The sequence below is a fragment of the Microcoleus sp. Z1_B2 genome, assembly GCF_036700325.1.
GTDB lineage: Bacteria > Cyanobacteriota > Cyanobacteriia > Cyanobacteriales > Microcoleaceae > Microcoleus.
This window is the reverse complement of record NZ_JAUBOQ010000026.1, coordinates 1-16,796: the sequence shown is the minus strand read 5'-3', so window position 1 is coordinate 16,796 and position 16,796 is coordinate 1. Positions and strand designations below refer to the sequence as shown.

Annotated in this window: 15 protein-coding genes; 9 read left to right on the top strand and 6 right to left on the bottom strand. The window is 44.8% G+C overall.

The features are described from left to right. Positions 1–13 precede the first annotated feature (13 nt). Positions 14–289, bottom strand: coding sequence for a photosynthetic electron transport-dependent transcriptional regulator PedR (locus QT984_RS16600; protein ID WP_006633901.1), 276 nt, complete (start codon positions 287–289; stop codon positions 14–16). A gap of 443 nt (positions 290–732) precedes the next feature. On the opposite strand from QT984_RS16600, the gene QT984_RS16595 reads away from it, so the two are divergent. Further along, on the top strand, positions 733–1,710 hold the full coding sequence (locus QT984_RS16595) for a carbohydrate kinase (protein ID WP_333058191.1): 978 nt from the start codon (positions 733–735) through the stop codon (positions 1,708–1,710). 336 nt (positions 1,711–2,046) lie between these two features. Here the strand turns inward: QT984_RS16595 and QT984_RS16590 are convergent, their stop codons facing one another. From QT984_RS16590 to QT984_RS16580, 3 genes are all read right to left on the bottom strand, one after another. Beyond that, positions 2,047–2,538, bottom strand: a complete 492-nt coding sequence (locus QT984_RS16590; RefSeq protein ID WP_333232235.1) for a gluconokinase — start codon at positions 2,536–2,538, stop codon at positions 2,047–2,049. Positions 2,539–2,677: 139 nt separating this feature from the next. After that, entirely contained in the window at positions 2,678–3,376 is a 699-nt protein-coding gene (aqpZ, locus tag QT984_RS16585) for an aquaporin Z (protein WP_333058193.1), read from the bottom strand. A gap of 334 nt (positions 3,377–3,710) precedes the next feature. Beyond that, positions 3,711–4,469 carry a DNA-binding protein gene (locus QT984_RS16580; RefSeq protein WP_333058194.1) on the bottom strand — a complete coding sequence of 253 codons (759 nt, stop codon included), beginning with the start codon at positions 4,467–4,469 and terminating at the stop codon, positions 3,711–3,713. A gap of 747 nt (positions 4,470–5,216) precedes the next feature. Here QT984_RS16580 and QT984_RS16575 point away from each other — a divergent pair. Further along, positions 5,217–5,516: a type II toxin-antitoxin system HigB family toxin gene (locus QT984_RS16575; RefSeq protein ID WP_333232233.1), complete on the top strand. Its 300-nt coding sequence runs from the start codon at positions 5,217–5,219 to the stop codon at positions 5,514–5,516. Then, the gene (locus QT984_RS16570; RefSeq protein ID WP_333058196.1) at positions 5,500–5,898 is read left to right on the top strand and encodes a transcriptional regulator; all 399 of its coding nucleotides are present in this window, start codon (positions 5,500–5,502) and stop codon (positions 5,896–5,898) included. The genes QT984_RS16575 and QT984_RS16570 overlap by 17 nt, the downstream gene beginning before the upstream one ends. A gap of 214 nt (positions 5,899–6,112) precedes the next feature. Here the strand turns inward: QT984_RS16570 and QT984_RS16565 are convergent, their stop codons facing one another. Beyond that, complete coding sequence (locus QT984_RS16565) at positions 6,113–7,435, bottom strand: 3-isopropylmalate dehydratase large subunit (RefSeq protein WP_333058197.1); 1,323 nt, start codon at positions 7,433–7,435, stop codon at positions 6,113–6,115. Between the two features lie 628 nt (positions 7,436–8,063). Between QT984_RS16565 and QT984_RS16560 the strand changes: the two genes are divergently transcribed. Both QT984_RS16560 and QT984_RS16555 read left to right on the top strand, forming a co-directional pair. Next, positions 8,064–9,344 carry a S8 family serine peptidase gene (locus QT984_RS16560; RefSeq protein WP_333374477.1) on the top strand — a complete coding sequence of 427 codons (1,281 nt, stop codon included), beginning with the start codon at positions 8,064–8,066 and terminating at the stop codon, positions 9,342–9,344. Between the two features lie 99 nt (positions 9,345–9,443). Continuing rightward, the gene (locus QT984_RS16555) at positions 9,444–9,671 is read left to right on the top strand and encodes a hypothetical protein (protein ID WP_333058199.1); all 228 of its coding nucleotides are present in this window, start codon (positions 9,444–9,446) and stop codon (positions 9,669–9,671) included. 2 nt (positions 9,672–9,673) lie between these two features. On the opposite strand, the gene sfsA is transcribed toward QT984_RS16555, so the two are convergent. Further along, positions 9,674–10,411 (bottom strand): DNA/RNA nuclease SfsA, encoded by a 738-nt coding sequence (gene sfsA, locus QT984_RS16550; RefSeq protein ID WP_333315003.1) that lies wholly within the window; start codon positions 10,409–10,411, stop codon positions 9,674–9,676. A 408-nt stretch (positions 10,412–10,819) separates the two neighbouring features. On the opposite strand from sfsA, the gene murJ reads away from it, so the two are divergent. The 4 genes from murJ to QT984_RS16535 form a co-directional block, all read left to right on the top strand. Further along, positions 10,820–12,433, top strand: a complete 1,614-nt coding sequence (gene murJ / locus QT984_RS16545; protein WP_333210817.1) for a murein biosynthesis integral membrane protein MurJ — start codon at positions 10,820–10,822, stop codon at positions 12,431–12,433. 539 nt (positions 12,434–12,972) lie between these two features. Further along, entirely contained in the window at positions 12,973–13,149 is a 177-nt protein-coding gene (locus tag QT984_RS29825) for a sulfotransferase (protein ID WP_333464721.1), read from the top strand. Continuing rightward, entirely contained in the window at positions 13,097–13,240 is a 144-nt protein-coding gene (locus tag QT984_RS16540; RefSeq protein WP_333205302.1) for a hypothetical protein, read from the top strand. Before QT984_RS29825 ends, QT984_RS16540 begins: the two co-directional genes overlap by 53 nt. Before the next feature lie 303 nt (positions 13,241–13,543). Beyond that, the coding region (locus QT984_RS16535; RefSeq protein WP_333374475.1) for an Ig-like domain-containing protein at positions 13,544–16,796 on the top strand (3,253 nt) is incomplete at its 3' end.

Genomic DNA, 16,796 nt, shown 5'->3' with positions numbered 1-16,796 from the left:
CCAAAATCCCTACTTAAGATACTTCTTTATCGATCGGCCGCGGTAGAGGACAGCAGTTAATATTGTCCAAACATACCTTTCCCCACTGCAAAGCCCAGCGTACAAGCGTAACTCGATTGTCAGCCCGCGTCTTGTTCAAGATATTGCTAATGTGGTTGTCAACTGTACGCTTGCTAATCTCTAACTTTTCGGCGATTTTCTCATTAGTCAATCCCGCTGCTACTAACTCTACCACTTGCAATTCTCTGTCCGAAAGGGTGACAGGGGTCCCAGAGACAATCCCACTCATAAATTTTTCCTATGTCTGCATATTTACCTATCTACAATTCTAAAGGATGAGGGATCGAGTATGAAGAGAAAATTAAATTTGCTGTGCTACTCTTTCGGGCCCGAAGCACCAACTCGCCTGCAGAATCGCCAAGAGTGCAAACTCAGCGCTGACACAGCATGACGCGCACCGACTTGCACTGCTGGCACCCTTCCGGTGGCGGGTGAGCCCTTTACCTGCGCGCATCTGACATCCGGGCCAAACCCGCAGATGTTTTCAGGTAAAACAACTGATACGCCGCACTGCACTTGTGCGTTGAGCGAGTAACTGCCAGTATCAATAAGTCTGGTATTATAGGAGCAGCTATTAAAATATAGCTTGCAATTTTTCTGGGATCGGTTAAAAATAATTCTTGAGCTGTCTACTGCTGGTCTAAAATCTAAAATCTAAAATCTAAAATAGACATGACTTATCCTCGCGTTCTGTGTCTGGGTGAAGTTTTATTTGATTGTTTAGCAGACAAACCAGGAGTATCTCTCGAAGAGGTAGAATCTTGGACGGCATATCCCGGCGGTGCTCCTGCTAATGTTGCCTGTGCTTTGGTTAAATTAGGGACGGCGGCGGGATTTATCGGGGCTGTAGGTGGGGATGAATTGGGTAATTCTCTAGTGCAGGTATTGCAAGAAGTAGGGGTTGATATTGCTGGATTGCAGCGACATCCAAGTGCGCCGACGCGGCAAGTTTATGTCTTGCGGAATGAAGCGGGCGATCGAAATTTTGCCGGTTTTGGCAAATTTGATACTGCGGATTTTGCCGACACCCGCCTCCTCGCTGCACAACTACCCGAAGTGCTGTTTGAAAATGCCGAATATTTAGTGCTAGGTACTTTAGAATTAGCTTATCCTGAAAGTCGAGAGGCGATCGTCCGAGCGATCGAACTAGCAGAACACTACGACGTTAAAATTATACTTGACATCAATTGGCGTCCCGTGTTTTGGCCAAATCCAGACGAAGCAAAAGCGCGCATTAGAAAAATATTAAAAAAAGTTGATTTTGTCAAGTTATCTGAGGAAGAAGCCGAATGGTTGTTTGACACTACCGATGCTGGAGCAATTACCTACCGTCTCGATTCCGTAGAAGGCGTTTTGGTGACTGCGGGCGAGAAAGGTTGCGCCTATTGTATCTCGGAAAATGAAGGAAAAATCCCCGCATTTACAGTAGATGTTGAGGATACAACAGGTGCAGGCGACGCATTTCTGGCTGGTTTTGTGCGACAGTTGTGCAAGCATGGAATTAAGAATTTAGCCGACCCCAAAATAGCCCAAACAATTGTAACTTATGCCAGTGCGGTAGGTGCGATGACAGCGATGAAACCGGGGGCAATTATATCTCAACCTACTGCGGCTGAAGTAGAAGCTTTCTTATATTTGTACAAAAATTAGGGCCGCCAACCTATCAGTCTGGAAACGGAAAGGGGGCTAATTTTGGTTCATAAACTCGGTTGCTAGGAAAAAAATACTGTTATACTAAATCCGAGTTAAAAACCCTCGCTAAGACTCGCCGTTTGAAATAGCTACTATACAAATTCTTGCCCTAGTTAAGAGGGACTAAGAAATAAACTGGTATTTAAGCTCGATTTAGTATTATAGGTTTTATTGGGGGCAATTAACCGCACATCATATCATGTCCCATCGATTACCCTGATTCCTGTAGGGGCGGGTTCACTAATAATATTTGCCAAAAACGGACAATCTCAAAAACCCGCCCCGGCAATGGTATTATGGGCGATCGATCGGACATGATATAATTTGGCGCACGATTAACTCTAGTGGCTGCGAAGCATCTATGATAATTGCATCTTCAGGTTCTTCGAGACTGTCTAACTGGCTTAACAGCAAGTCTGCTTTCATGTAGTGGTTTTCGCGAGTTTTTAACCTGGTGGCTAATAGCTGAAAAGAACATTTTAGATAAACTATCTTCATCCGCTGTTGGTCTCGGTAGAGCATTTCGCGGTAAGATGTTTTTAAAGCAGAACAAGCCAAAACCACATTTTTATTTTCTAACAGCCACCTGTCTATTGTAGCTTGCAATTGTAATAGCCAAGGAAGGCGATCCGCATCTTCTAAAGGAATGCCCCGACTCATTTTATTGATATTAGCTGATGGGTGAAAATCGTCGGCATCCCTGAAATCCCAATTGAGAGATTGCGCCAGCAACTTGCCAACAGTAGTTTTGCCAGAACCTGAGACTCCCATCACGATCGTAATCATGGCACCTATTTACCGAATACTTGCAATATACTTGCAATTTTATCAAGTTGTGCGATCGACAAACCGGGTTTCTTAAGTTGCCGGATGAATTCTACCACCCTAAAAAATTCAATAAACCCGGTTTATTTATGATTTTCGCTCAAATTTCTTCCAGAGTGGGTTTAATGAAATTATAAGCCAAAACGCCGATAATTCCACCGATCACAGGGAATACAATAAACGCCCATAACTGTTGGATTGCCCATCCGCCTTGAAAAAGTGCGACACCGATACTTCTAGCTGGGTTAACTGAAGTATTGGTTATGGGAATTCCGACTAAATGAATCAACACCAGCATCAAGCCGATGGGAATTCCGCCCAAACCGACGGGATATTTGGGATGGGTAGTACCCATGATGGTAAATAACAGAAAAGCAGTTAGTACAATTTCCGTCAAAGCTGCTGCCAAAAGTCCGTAACCAGTGGGAGAATGTTCTGCAAAACCGTTAGATGCAAATCCCGAAGCCGCCGCATCAAATCCTGGTTTTCCTGATGCTATCATGTACAAAACAAGACCGCCTAAAATTCCGCCTACAATCTGACCTCCTATATAATAAGGAAGCAAAACAGCATCGATCAGTTTCGCAACTACTAAACCGATACTTACCGCCGGATTAATGTGGCATCCAGAGATAGGGCCGATGGTATAAACCATGATTAAGAGGGATAGACCAAAGGCGATCGAAACTCCCAAAAAGCCGATTTTATCTCCAGCTAAAACCGCACTGCCACATCCACCTAATACCAACACAAAAGTACCAAAAGCTTCAGCAACCCCAATCTTTATTTTTTTGTTCATACTCACAATTGTCTCAATTTTCTAATCGGTTAATTTCACACCCATACGAGTTCTCAATATAAAAATTAGAACTCGAATTTGTTTCACTTAGCGCAACAAGACTAATCAAAATCATTAGCAATCTGTAGCTCTAATTTTCACAAATTGTATGGACTTAACTGAGAATGCGAAATTAGGAATCGATAAATTAGCTCAAACATACTCCATTATGTAAAAAATGTCAAGATTAAGCTAATTATTTGTATAAATTGTGCAATCTTCTGTATTCAATTCACAACAATTAACTTGACTTCTTCCCTAATTCTGCGATCGTAATTTTACTTATTGTTGCTGATTATCCGATCGCACTTGCAGCTAAAACATCATTGCTAATCGGCTGGTACATCCGACTTTGGAAGGGGCGAAAGTCTCGCCAATCGGCAGTCATCTTGCATAGCAAGCGGAACTGTAGCGGCGTTGGGGGTTGATTGACGCGATCGACTTGTACGCGAACCAATTCTGGATGCTGCGAAATAATTTCAAAAATATCATCCACAAGATAGCGCTGACAATAGCCAACAATCCAGTGATCTTTAGTACACAGAAGCAGACGGGAAGCGCGCGGATTTTTAAATTCGTGGGCTAAATACAAAAGTTCGCCCACTTTAAGCCGATTAATCCGTTCAATTGCCGACTTTGAAAGGTATCGCAGTCCATCTGCAAAAAAATGGATAAAGTAACGTCCATTTTCATCGGGTTCGGGACAAGGGAATACCTCAAATTTATCAGTTGCCCGTTTGCCTCCGCTGCGCGCCAATAAAGCAATTGGGTCATGTTCGTGTTCAGGGATATTCAACCACTGTACAAATTCAGGGTACTCAGGGCGCGATCGGGCCATCACTCGATTAGAAAACAACGAAAACAGTTTCTGTGAAGTGTAAACATTATGGAAATCCGGGAAAGATGGCAAGGGTTGAAACCCGCACTTAAGTTTCGCTTCTAGAACACCATTTGTATAATTGAACTGGTATTCTTTGCCGTTAAATGTCAATCGACCAATCGGAAACCAAGAACCGCTGTCCGGGCTTTGCCAAGCCAAAAATAGTGTTTTCAAAGTAAATCTCCTGTCAATTCAAGTAGGGTGCACAGTGCGTACTGCACAAACACAACTCACCTACGCAGCTTAAAAAATGTTTACCCGATCGACCCTTGACACTTACCTCTCAAAATGAGAGTATGAGTATACAAGCAGGACTTATACCAAATCCGAGTTTACCACCCCTGTTATAAATATTCCGTCAATCGATTTTCGATTTTCGATTTTCGATTTTCGATTGACTTGCGCGAGATAAATGCGGGGGCAATAAGTGATTTTCGATTTTCGATTAAAGAATTGATTGCACGGATAAATCACGTGGCGGGTACCACCTTTGAAATTCCTGGTCAATAAAGGGGATGCCTAACCCGGATTTGGTATTACCCTGCATAACCGAACTTTGAGATCACCTGTAGAGTTCTGGTGGACAGCGATCGCTCTATATACAGCACTTTCCAGGTAAGTGAAGTACAGAGAAACCGGGTTTCTTGAATAAAACCGGTTTCTGGCGAGAAATCCAGAAGAAACCCGGTTTCTGGGGTGTACTTTATAAACCTGGAATCCGCTGTAGCAATCCTCGCATCATTTGTGAATTTCTTACTCCCCTTACCAAGGGGAGGGTTGGGGTGGGGTAAAAAGTTTACGACTCTTGCAAGGATTGCTATAGATAAAATCTGTGAGTAAGTCCTGTATAAAGTGATTGAATAAGCCACGTTATGGAAGCGAAAGAGATGCAATACAAAACCACTAAAAAGCTAAAAACAAATGCACCTAATTTCGCTCCGCAACCTCCGTAATAATGCTGCTAAATACCCGGATGTCAAAAACCAAATTGAGATTTGGAAAGAAACTGTCAACAAAGCAGAATGGCATAATTTGGAGGATGTTCGCAAAATTTATCGGGATGCCGAAGCAGTAGGAAACTTTACCGTCTTTAATATCAAAGGCAACGACTATCGCCTGATTGTTGGGATTAACTATGAGAACCAAACTGTTTTCTACAAATATTTCCTAACCCACTCTGACTACGACCAAGAAAAATGGAAAAATGACCCTAACTTTTGACCGAACGACTTACAGCAACTTGCTCGCAGAAATTGCTCCCAAGGCGATCGAAACTGAGGAAGAATACGATCGCCTCCTGGCAGTTGCAGAAAGGCTAACATTTGCTAAAAACCTCACTCCAGAGGAGAAAGTTTTATACAAGTTGTTAGTCACTTTGATAGAAGTTTACGAGACAGAAAACTATCCGGTAGACAAATCCGAACCTCATGAGATTTTGCAACATATCATGGAATCCAGTGGCACCCGCCAAGCAGACTTGGTAGGTATCATCGGATCTAGCGGCGTAGTATCTGAAGTTGTCAACGGCAAGCGATCAATTAGCAAAGCACAAGCTAAGGCACTCGGCGATTATTTTCAAATCTCACCTAGCTTGTTCATTTAATTTAAGATAAATCGATCGGTTACGATCTAATTCTATGTCTTGTAGGGGCGGGTTCACCAATAGTATTTGCCTAGAATCGACAATACAATAAACCCGCCCCCGCCCAGATCGAAACTAATCGATCGAACATAATATAAGGTGCGTCATATCCGAAACCCTCGATAAATTCTAGAGTGAAAGTCTGACGCACCCTACAACGGGTAAAAAGCAACTTCTAACACAGGAATTCGCGCGGATCGGTGACATACCCAGTCAGCGCCGAAGCCGCCGCCGTGTAAGGCGAAGCGAGATAAACTTGCGCTTCTTTATTCCCCATGCGGCCGGGGAAATTCCGGTTAGTTGTAGATACACAAATTTCTGGTTCATTCATCCGCCCAAAAGTATCTTTCGGCCCGCCCAAACAAGCGGCGCAAGAAGGCGCGGCAGGTTCAATGCAGCCGGCAGCTAAGAAGATTTCCGAAAGCGTTTGACCATCGTATTTTGTGACAAACAAATCTTCGTAAACTTTCTGAGTTGCTGGTACTAAATACGTCGGAACTTTGACTTGATTTCCTTTGAGAATGCGGGCGGCATTTAGAAAGTCGGAGGTTTTGCCGCCGGTGCAGGAACCGATGTAAACTCGATCGATCTTGACATCGCGACAGTTGCGCGCTAAGTCGCGGTTGTCGGGAGAGTGCGGTTTGGCGACGACTGGTTCTAATTGGGTGACATCGTAGGTGCGATCGCTATAAAATTTAGCATCCCCATCGCTGTAAAATGAATCGAAGGGTTTATCAGTCCGCGAAGTAACGTAATCAAACGTAGTTTTGTCCGGCGCAACCGTGCCGTTTTTGCCGCCAGCTTCAATCACCATATTGCACAGCGTCATCCGTTCTTCCATCGTCAAACGTTCAACTGTATCGCCGGCAAATTCCATCGTCCGGTAGTTAGCACCCGCAACGCTAATATCACCAATAATCTGCAAAATTAGGTCTTTTGCTAACAAATAATCCGGCAGTTCACCGTTAAACACAAAGCGCATGGTTGCGGGAACTTTGATTAACAGTTTGCCGGTTCCCATGATAAAAGCCGCGTCTGTATTGCCGATACCGGTGGCGAATTGTCCGAAAGCGCCGGCATTACAGGTGTGGGAATCTGTGCCGAAGAGCACTTCCCCTGGTCTGGTGTGGCCTTCTTGTGCTAGCGCGATGTGGCAAACTCCTTTGTAGTCGGGATTTGCTTTGAAGTCCGATCGATCCGTGATGTCGTAAAAGTATTTTATCCCTTGTTCTTTCGCAAAATCGCGGAGAATATCGACGTTGCGGTTAGCGCGTTCGTCGTTGGTGAAAATGTAGTGGTCGGGAATGAGGACGATTTTGTCTGGGTTCCAGACTTTAGCATTCTCACCGAATTCGCGTTTGAAAACGCCGATAGTGCCGGGGCCGCAGACATCGTGGGTCATCAACACGTCTGTTTCTACCCAAATATTTTCTCCGGGCTCGACTTTAGTGCGGCCTGATGCTTTGGCTAAGATTTTTTCGGTCAGGGTCATTCCCATAGTGCGATCGCTCTTTTTTATTTGATGCTACATAGTGTATTGTAAGCGAAACATCGCCTGATGTTGACAGGTAATTTATCAACTAAACATTTTCTTCAATCTTAAATCTCAAATCTCAAGTCGATTGACTGTCACTTTCTTTTTCGCCGATCGCCAATCTCTACAATAGCCTCTACTTCGATTAACACAAAAATAAAATTTATGCAAGTCCCTCGATTATGCGACTGGTAACTAACAGCTAGCCACTGTTATTATACGACTTATGCAAAGACTGTACTTGTATGGTGCGCCGAAGAGCACCATACAAGTACACATAGTGTCAAAATAGAAGGAATGCAGCGTAAGTCCTACAAATGAGAATTTCGCAGCAATTAGATTAAGTCAGTTTTGTCACTTGCCCTTGCAAGCTTAGATTTGGAAAATGAAACAGCCTTGGGATTAAAGAACTCTCTTTTGCAAATAAACGCATTATCCAAAGCTAATTGAATTAACAAAAAAAAACCGGGTTTCATCAGGAGCAAGACAGCTTAATTTCGACAACTCAACCTGAAGAGAAATCAATGTCATAAAAGCTGTCAGAGATTTCTCATCCCAGTCAAACCGTCAAATACTCAATAAGAGGTATTTTATGTCTCAACAACCTAGTTTTCCCATCCCAGAAACTGCCCAAGCCGATGCAACAACAGGGCGTTACATTATTACTTTCGGCGAAGATGCAGTGACAGAAGGATTAGACCTCTTGAGCGACCAAACTGGTATCAGAGGACTGGCAAATGCTTCCGATTTCGCGGACTCTGCTCTAGACTTGAGCCAAATTGAAGCTGCAGGGGGAGCGGTGTTTCCTACTCTCGGCGTTGCCGTTGTTTCCTTAGACGAAGAGGCTTTCAGCAGCGTCATGACATCAGCGGGAGAGGATTCGGCTATTCTGGCGATCGAACCAGAGCGCACTTTCTACGCCATTGGCGATGGGTTGTCGGCAGATTACCTGCGGGGCTATCGCGATGCGGTGGATAACCTGTACGACAAAGCCACTAATACAGAGGTAGCAGAAATCAAGAAACCACGATGTTTTGCTGATGATATCGAGTCTACTTGGGGTTTGAAGGCAACGAAGGTGATGAATTCTCTGCTGACTGGTAGCGGAATGAAAGTTGCGGTGCTGGATACGGGGATGGATTTATTGCATCCTGACTTCGCGGGCCGATCGATCATATCGCAGTCCTTCGTACCAGGGGAGGACGTACAAGATGTCAACAGTCATGGCACGCACTGCATTGGGACAGCGTGCGGGTTCAAGGATCTGAACGGCCGGCGGTACGGGATCGCTTACGAATCGACCATTTATGTCGGTAAAGTGTTGAGCAATGCCGGTAGTGGCGCTAGTGGCTGGATTCTCGCCGGGATGGAATGGGCGATCGCCAACGGCTGTCAAGTGATCTCGATGTCATTAGGAAACCCCACTCGAACACCGTCTACTGCTTACGAAACTGTCGGCCGCCGATCGCTGCAAAATGGGTGTCTGATCGTGGCAGCAGCCGGCAATAACGGACGAACCGGAGGAAGCGTCGGACAACCAGCCAATAGCCAGTCGATTATGGCTGTTGCAGCGATCGATAACTGCGAGGCAGTGGCTGACTTCTCGGCTAAATCTGGCATATTTCCAGGGGCTAAAGTCGATATCGCCGCTCCGGGAGTGGAAATATACTCATCAGTGCCTATGGAGCAAGGGCGTTATGCTGCTTACAATGGCACTAGCATGGCTACACCGCACGTGGCTGGGCTCGCGGCCCTGTATGCCGAATCGACTGGTAAACGAGGTGCTGAACTTTGGCAATTGCTGACTTCCTATGCTATGGCGCTACCCTTGCCAAATACTCGTGTCGGAAGCGGTTTAGTACAAGCTCCGTAATGCAGAATACCCAAATCCCCGCAGCACTTTAAGCCTGCGGGGATCTAACAGAAGACAATTTACAATAGCGCAATGGATTTGCTCCAAAGGATGCTAAATATGTCTGACGAACAAGTACAGCGCATCATAGTGAGTGTTGACGACCAAAACATATCGGTAATTCAATCGGTTGTCACTGCCTTAGAATCGGCGGGAATGAAAGTGGATGAGGTACTGCCTGTGATTGGTATCGTTATTGGAGAAGTTTCTCAATCGAAGCTAGAAGGACTAAAGACAGTACCGGGCGTGGCTAGTGTCGAGATCGATCGAGAAATGCAGGCAATTTAAACCTATAATTTAGGGGTTAGTAGATCCAGTTTTGCTAATCCCAAATACCGAACACCTTCCGGTGTCACATCAAACCGACAAGGCAAAACCTCTACACCTTCACTTATAGCCTGTCTGAACAATTCTCCGTAAAGGCGATCGGCACTATCTCCCGGAGCAAAATCAGTACAATCCCCGCGATTGATAAAATACAGCATTACAGCCCTCGAACCCTGCCGCACAACTTCTATCAATTCCCGCAAATGTTTCTGTCCCCTCTCCGTCACTGTATCGGGAAATAAAGCCAACTCCTCTTTTACCCAAGTTGTATTTTTCACTTCCAGAAAAATCGGTTTTTCCTCACCAGTTAGCCAAAAATCCACTCTACTTTTTTTATCACTGCCGTAAACAACCTCCGGTTGAATTAAACTATAATTGCCCAACTCTGGAAACAATTTCAATTCCAAAGCTAATTTAACTACTCGATTTGGCAGCCCAGTATTAACTCCCACCCAAGTTGGCACAGTGTCGCAAACTTTAATTAATTCCCAAGTATAAGCTAACTTGCGTTTAGGATTGTCGCTGGGAGATACTAGCACTGGATTGCCCGGAATGTAAACACCTGTCATCGGGCCAGTATTCGGACAGTGCGCGGTGATGATTTCTCCCGAATCTCGTTCGATTTCGGCAAAAAATCGCTTGTAACGTTTGATGAGAATTCCGGGTAAAAGAGGAGGATATTTGTAAATTAAGTCAGTCATTCGATTTTAGATTTTAGATTTTAGATTTTAGATTCTCGATTGTAGATTATACCTATAACCGAATACCTGGTTCCGAACTTTTTAAATAAGTCTGGGAGCTAACACAATCAGTCATAAGTTATCAACTATTATGTTATTTTTCTGCTTTTATTAACTCATTTGTTTCATCATTTTTAGATTGTAGATTGTAGATTTTAGATTTTAGATTGAAGCATCATAGCACGAAACGGCGGTTGGTAGTTAGGACGAATAGTCCCGATCGATTATTGAATTTCCGCAAGTCAGTAATATCGATAAAATTGGTATAAACGCAATTCCCCCTAGAAGTTTTATCAGTTCATGATATGATTCTCCCGATTCGCGATTAAAATAAGTGAATCCTTTTAGCACTAGCGTTTGTAACCATTTGTGTCCCAATTACAGAAGCCCTCTCGTTCCCTCGCAGGGATTGCCGGCATTGTCGCAGTCGCCACTCTAATTAGCAAAGTCTTTGGATTGGTGCGCCAAATTGCGATCGCCGCAGCCTTTGGAGTCGGTGTCGCCGTCGATGCCTACAACTACGCCTACGTCATCCCTGGTTTCTTATTTATTTTGCTGGGAGGGATTAACGGGCCATTTCACAGCGCCATAGTCAGTGTTTTAGCCCGCCGGGATAAAAAAGAAGCAGCACCCTTAGTCGAGACTATCACCACCTTAGTCGGCGGCTTGTTGCTGTTGGTGACGATCGCTTTAATTATTTTTGCAGATCCGCTGATCGATTTGGTGGCACCGGGATTAAATAGAACAGCCGAAGGTTTACAAATTAAAGCAATTGCCGTCCAGCAATTTCGGATTATGGCACCGATGGCATTACTTTCAGGCTTAATCGGCATTGGTTTCGGCACTCTCAACGCCGCCGATATGTACTGGTTGCCTTCGATTAGCCCTTTATTTTCCAGCGTTGCACTTGTCGGCGGTTTGGGGATTCTCGCACTGCAAATCGGAAACAAAATTATTCAGCCAGAATTCGCACTAATTGGCGGCTTAGTGTTAGCTTGGGGAACTTTAGCGGGCGCAGTTTTGCAGTGGTTGGTGCAACTAGCGGCACAGTGGCGCGCCGGCTTGGGAACATTGCGCTTGCGGTTTAATTTTAAACGGCCGGGAGTGCCAGAAGTAATTAAGGTGATGCTTCCTGCTACCTTATCATCAGGAATGCTGCAAATTAATGTTTATACTGACCTATTTTTCGCATCCTACATCCCTCAAGCTGCCTCTGCGATGGGTTACAGTGGCTTGTTAGTTATGACGCCTTTAGGCATCATTTCTAATGTAATTTTAGTGCCATTTCTCCCCATATTTTCTCGCCTCACCGATCCGAGAGATTGGCCGGAATTAAAAGCTCGAATTCGTCAATCTTTAATTTTGACGGCCCTGACGATGCTGCCGCTGAGCGCTTTAATGGTAACACTTGCCGGGCCGATCGTCCGCGTGGTTTACGAACGCTATGCTTTTGATCGATCGGCCTCGGAGTTTGTCACGCCGATATTGATGGCTTACAGTATTGGAATGTTTGTGTATTTGGGACGCGACGTTTTGGTACGGGTATTTTACGCTTTGGGAGACGGAGAAACGCCTTTTCGCATCAGTATTATCAATATCTTTTTAAACGGTCTTTTGGATTATTTGTTAGTTGGAGCTTTTGGCGCGCCCGGATTAGTTTTGGCGACGGTGGGAGTGAATCTTGTTTCGATGATTATGCTTTTGTACTTATTAGATAAAAAGCTGGGTGGCCTGCCTTGGGGGGAGTGGAGTTTGCCTTTTCTGGGCTTAACTTCTGCCAGTTCTGTAACTGCTTTCGTTACATTGGCTACTCTGCAAGGCTGTCAAAGAGTTTTGGGTACTGAAGGTTTAGTAATTCAATTAGTGCAGTTGAGTGTGGCAAGTTTTGTAGGGTTAGGGGTTTTTGCCCTGTTTGTCAGTCAAATGAAGTTGCCGGAAGTTGATATGTTTGTCGATCGCATTCGGGGGCGTTTTCGCAAATAAATATCGGAAATTGGCGGCAGATTCAAGGAATCAATAAAAGTGCGAGATCCCTTAAGTACACAAAAGACCACAAAGGGCGATCGTCCTTAAATCCAAATCAACACTCCGAAGCGTCCATCCGCGTATATCCGCCACCATCTGCGGTCAAAAATTCCAGAGTAATTAACAAAGGCGATGTCTAGATTCTCAAGATATCGTCAAACTTTATGCTGTCTGGCAAAATAGCCAATAAAAATCCGCTAAAAAAAATAAACCCTCATACCCACAGCCTCTTTTGGATGCCTAAATTATGTCCTCATGGAAAAGATCCGACTTTTCCGACTTTAAGATCCGACTTTTCCGACTTTACAGAGGCAGAAGCCGGAAGCAATGATAGAGATAGGGAAAGCCAACCCACGATGTCTAAATTGTAAAGATATCGTAAACCTGGATGTTGTGTTGCGAAGTGTTAAATAAAAATATGGTAGAAAAAATATGTCTTTAGTATGATATATTAAATTTGCATCTATGTTACGTACATTCATTCCCACGCGAAGCCAGTGAGATCCCACTTCATATCAGGACTACCCCGCTCAGGCTCTACTTTACTGGCTGCACTACTACGACAAAATCCCCGGTTTCACAGCGCTATGACTTCCCCTGTTGGGGGTGCCAGTCGATCGAATGCTGTCAGCCGTGACCCAAAACAATCAGTGTTCCGTGTTTATTTCCCCTGAACTAAAACCGACGCTGATTATGAGTATCTTTTCGGCTGACTACCAGCCACAAGCGGAAAAAGAAGCGATCGGCGACACCAATCGCCTGTGATGCAGCAAACTGTCATTAATCCTGGCACTATTTCCCGAAGCCAAAGTGATCTGCTGTATCAGAAACATCGCTTGAATTATGGACAGCATCGAGCTACTAATTCGCGGTAACGCCTTGGATGTTTCCAGGTTATTTAATCCTCCAGCGGAACGGGCTAACAATTTTACCGCCCGATTTATTTAAGCAATAGAACTAATAAATTCTTCAGTCATCATAGGGATCACTTAAGATTTGAGGCGGGGGTTGAAACCCCGGCCGGACTTGGATGTAAACAATATATAGATATCAAGGATGTCAGGAATTATGAACGTACCAACCATGAACAAGCAAATTATTTTCGTTGACTCCTCTGTACAAGATTATCAAAGCCTGATCCAAGGCGCAGATGCTAACGCCAAAATAGTCATTTTAGATGACAAGCGTAGTGGCATTGAACAAATTACCCACGCACTGGCGGGGGAAAGTGATATTGCGGCAGTTCACGTAGTTTCTCACGGTAGTTCCGGCACGCTAAATCTGGGTACAGATATCTTTAATAAAGAGCTGTTAGAAAAAAAACTCGAACACTTGCAACAGTGGGGAAAGGCTCTCTCTTCAAAAGCCGATTTCCTTTTATATGGTTGCAATGTTGCAGCAGGCGCGATCGGACTTGCTTTCATTCATCGCATTGCCGAAATCACCCGCGCCAATGTCGCAGCTTCTAGCACAAAAATAGGGAACATCAGACTAGGAGGAAACTGGAACTTAGACGTACAAATCGGCAAAATTGCTACTTGGCTACCATTCCAACCCGCAGCCCTATCAGCTTACAGTGGCGTGTTAGCTACCTACACTGTTCTCCCAGGAGATGTCTCGAATACAGGTTCCGGTTTGAATGGAGGATTACTTTGGGCAATTAACCAAGCTAATAGCACAGCAGCAAATGATATTATTAACCTAGCTTCCGGCAGTACCTACACCCTAACAGCTCTGAACAATACAACCGGAGGCAATAATGGTTTACCAGTAATTTTAGGTACCAGCACTGGTGGCACATTAACAATTACTGGCAATGGAGCCACAATTACACGCAGCGGAGCAGCACCCAGTTTCCGCATCTTCAATGTTAACTCCAGCGGTAACTTAACCCTAGATAATCTTACTGTTAGTAATGGTCTAACTTCAGCAGGCGGTTCGGCCGGGGGACTATACCTTAATAGCGGTGCTATAGCAACAATAAATAATAGCACGTTTAGCAACAATCAAGGTTTATCTGATGGAGGTGCCATTTTTAATGGCAGTGGTCAATTAACTATTAATAATAGCACTTTTACAGCTAATTCAGCGCAAGCAAGCGGCGCAGCTATTACTATGAGTGGTGGCACCGCAAACATCAGCAATTCAACATTTTCTGCTAATACCGCCAGAAATGATGGGGGAGCTATCATCACCTATAGCGGAGGCAATACCACGATTGTCAACTCAACAATTACTAATAATACGGCTGATAGTGATGCCAACAACACAGGGAACGGTGGTGGAGTTCTTAATGTAGGTGGAAGTGCAACGACAGTCAGAAATACCATTATTGCTGGAAATACTGATAGTTCTCCTACTACTAAAAACCCTGATGTAGCTGGTACATTCAGTGACGGTGGTGGCAACTTAATTGGTAATAATACAGGGAGCACCAGCTTTACAACGAGTACCAAAGTAGGCACAAGTGGAAGTCCCCTCAATGCTCTCTTAAATGCCCTAGCTAACAATGGTGGCCCTACTCAAACCCATTCTTTGCAAGCCGGTAGCCCCGCCCTCGATTCTGGTATTAATGCTAACGCCAGTAGTTTAACCTTAGATCAGCGCGGGACAGGTTACAGCCGAATCGTGAATAGTACAGTTGATATCGGTGCCTATGAAGAGCAAACACCTGACACCACAGCGCCGACAGCCGCCAGTTTCACCCCCGCAGACAACGCCACCAGTGTTGCAGTTGCTGCTAATTTAGTTGTCACCTTGAGTGAAGCAGTCCAAAAAGGCACTGGCAACATTGTCATCAAGAAAACCGACGGCACAGTGGTGGAAACCATTGATGTCACCTCAGCAAATGTCACAGTTACTGGCAGTAGCGTCACCATTAATCCAACAGCAAATTTAGTTGAGGGTACAGATTACTACGTTGAAATTGCCGCTGGTGCAATTAAAGACTTAGCAGGTAACAATTATGCCGGTCTTGTAGACCCAACTGCTTGGAATTTCACCACCGTAGCTGACACCACACCACCGACAGCCGCCAGTTTAACCCCCGCAGACAACGCCACCAGTGTTGCAGTTGCTGCTGATTTAGTCGTCACCTTGAGTGAAGCCGTACAAAAAGGCACTGGCAATATTGTCATCAAGAAAGTCTCCGACAACTCAGTTGTAGAAACCATTGATGTCACCTCAGCCAATGTCACAGTTGCTGGCAGTAGCGTCACCATTAATCCAACAGCAAATTTAGTTGAGGGTACAGATTACTACGTTGAAATTGCCGCTGGTGCAATTAAAGACTTAGCAGGTAACAATTATGCCGGTCTTGTAGACCCAACAGCTTGGAATTTCACCACCGTAGCTGACACCACACCACCGACAGCCGCCAGTTTAACCCCCGCAGATAACGCCACTAATATTGCAGTTGCTGCTGATTTAGTCGTCACCTTGAGTGAAGCCGTACAAAAAGGCATCGGCAATATTGTCATCAAGAAAGTCTCCGACAACTCAGTTGTAGAAACCATTGATGTCACCTCAGCCAATGTCACAGTTGCTGGCAGTAGCGTCACCATTAATCCAACAGCAAATTTAGTTGAGGGTACAGATTACTACGTTGAAATTGCCGCTGGTGCAATTAAAGACTTAGCAGGTAACAATTATGCCGGTACTACAGGTGCAGCCACTTGGAATTTCAGCACCGTAGCTGACACCACACCACCGACAGCAGCCAGTTTCACCCCTGCAGACAACGCCACTAATATTGCAGTTGCTGCTGATTTAGTTGTCACCTTGAGTGAAGCCGTACAAAAAGGCACTGGCAATATTGTCATCAAGAAAGTCTCCGACAACTCAGTGGTGGAAACCATTGATGTCACCTCAGCTAACGTCACAGTTACTGGCAGTAGCGTCACCATTAATCCCACAGCAAATTTAGTTGAGGGTACAGATTACTACGTTGAAATTGCCGCTGGTGCAATTAAAGACTTAGCTGGTAACAATTATGCCGGTACTACAGGTGCTGCCACTTGGAATTTCAGCACCGTAGCTGACACCACACCACCGACAGCAGCCAGTTTCACCCCCGCAGACAACGCCACTAATATTGCAGTTGCTGCTGATTTAGTTGTCACCTTGAGTGAAGCCGTACAAAAAGGCACTGGCAATATTGTCATCAAGAAAGTCTCCGACAACTCAGTTGTTGAAACCATTGATGTCACATCAGCTAACGTCACCGTCAGTGGTTCTACTGTCACCATTAATCCTACCGCTGACCTCGCACCAAGTACCGAATACTATGTAGAAATTGCTAGCGGGGCGATTAAAGACTCGG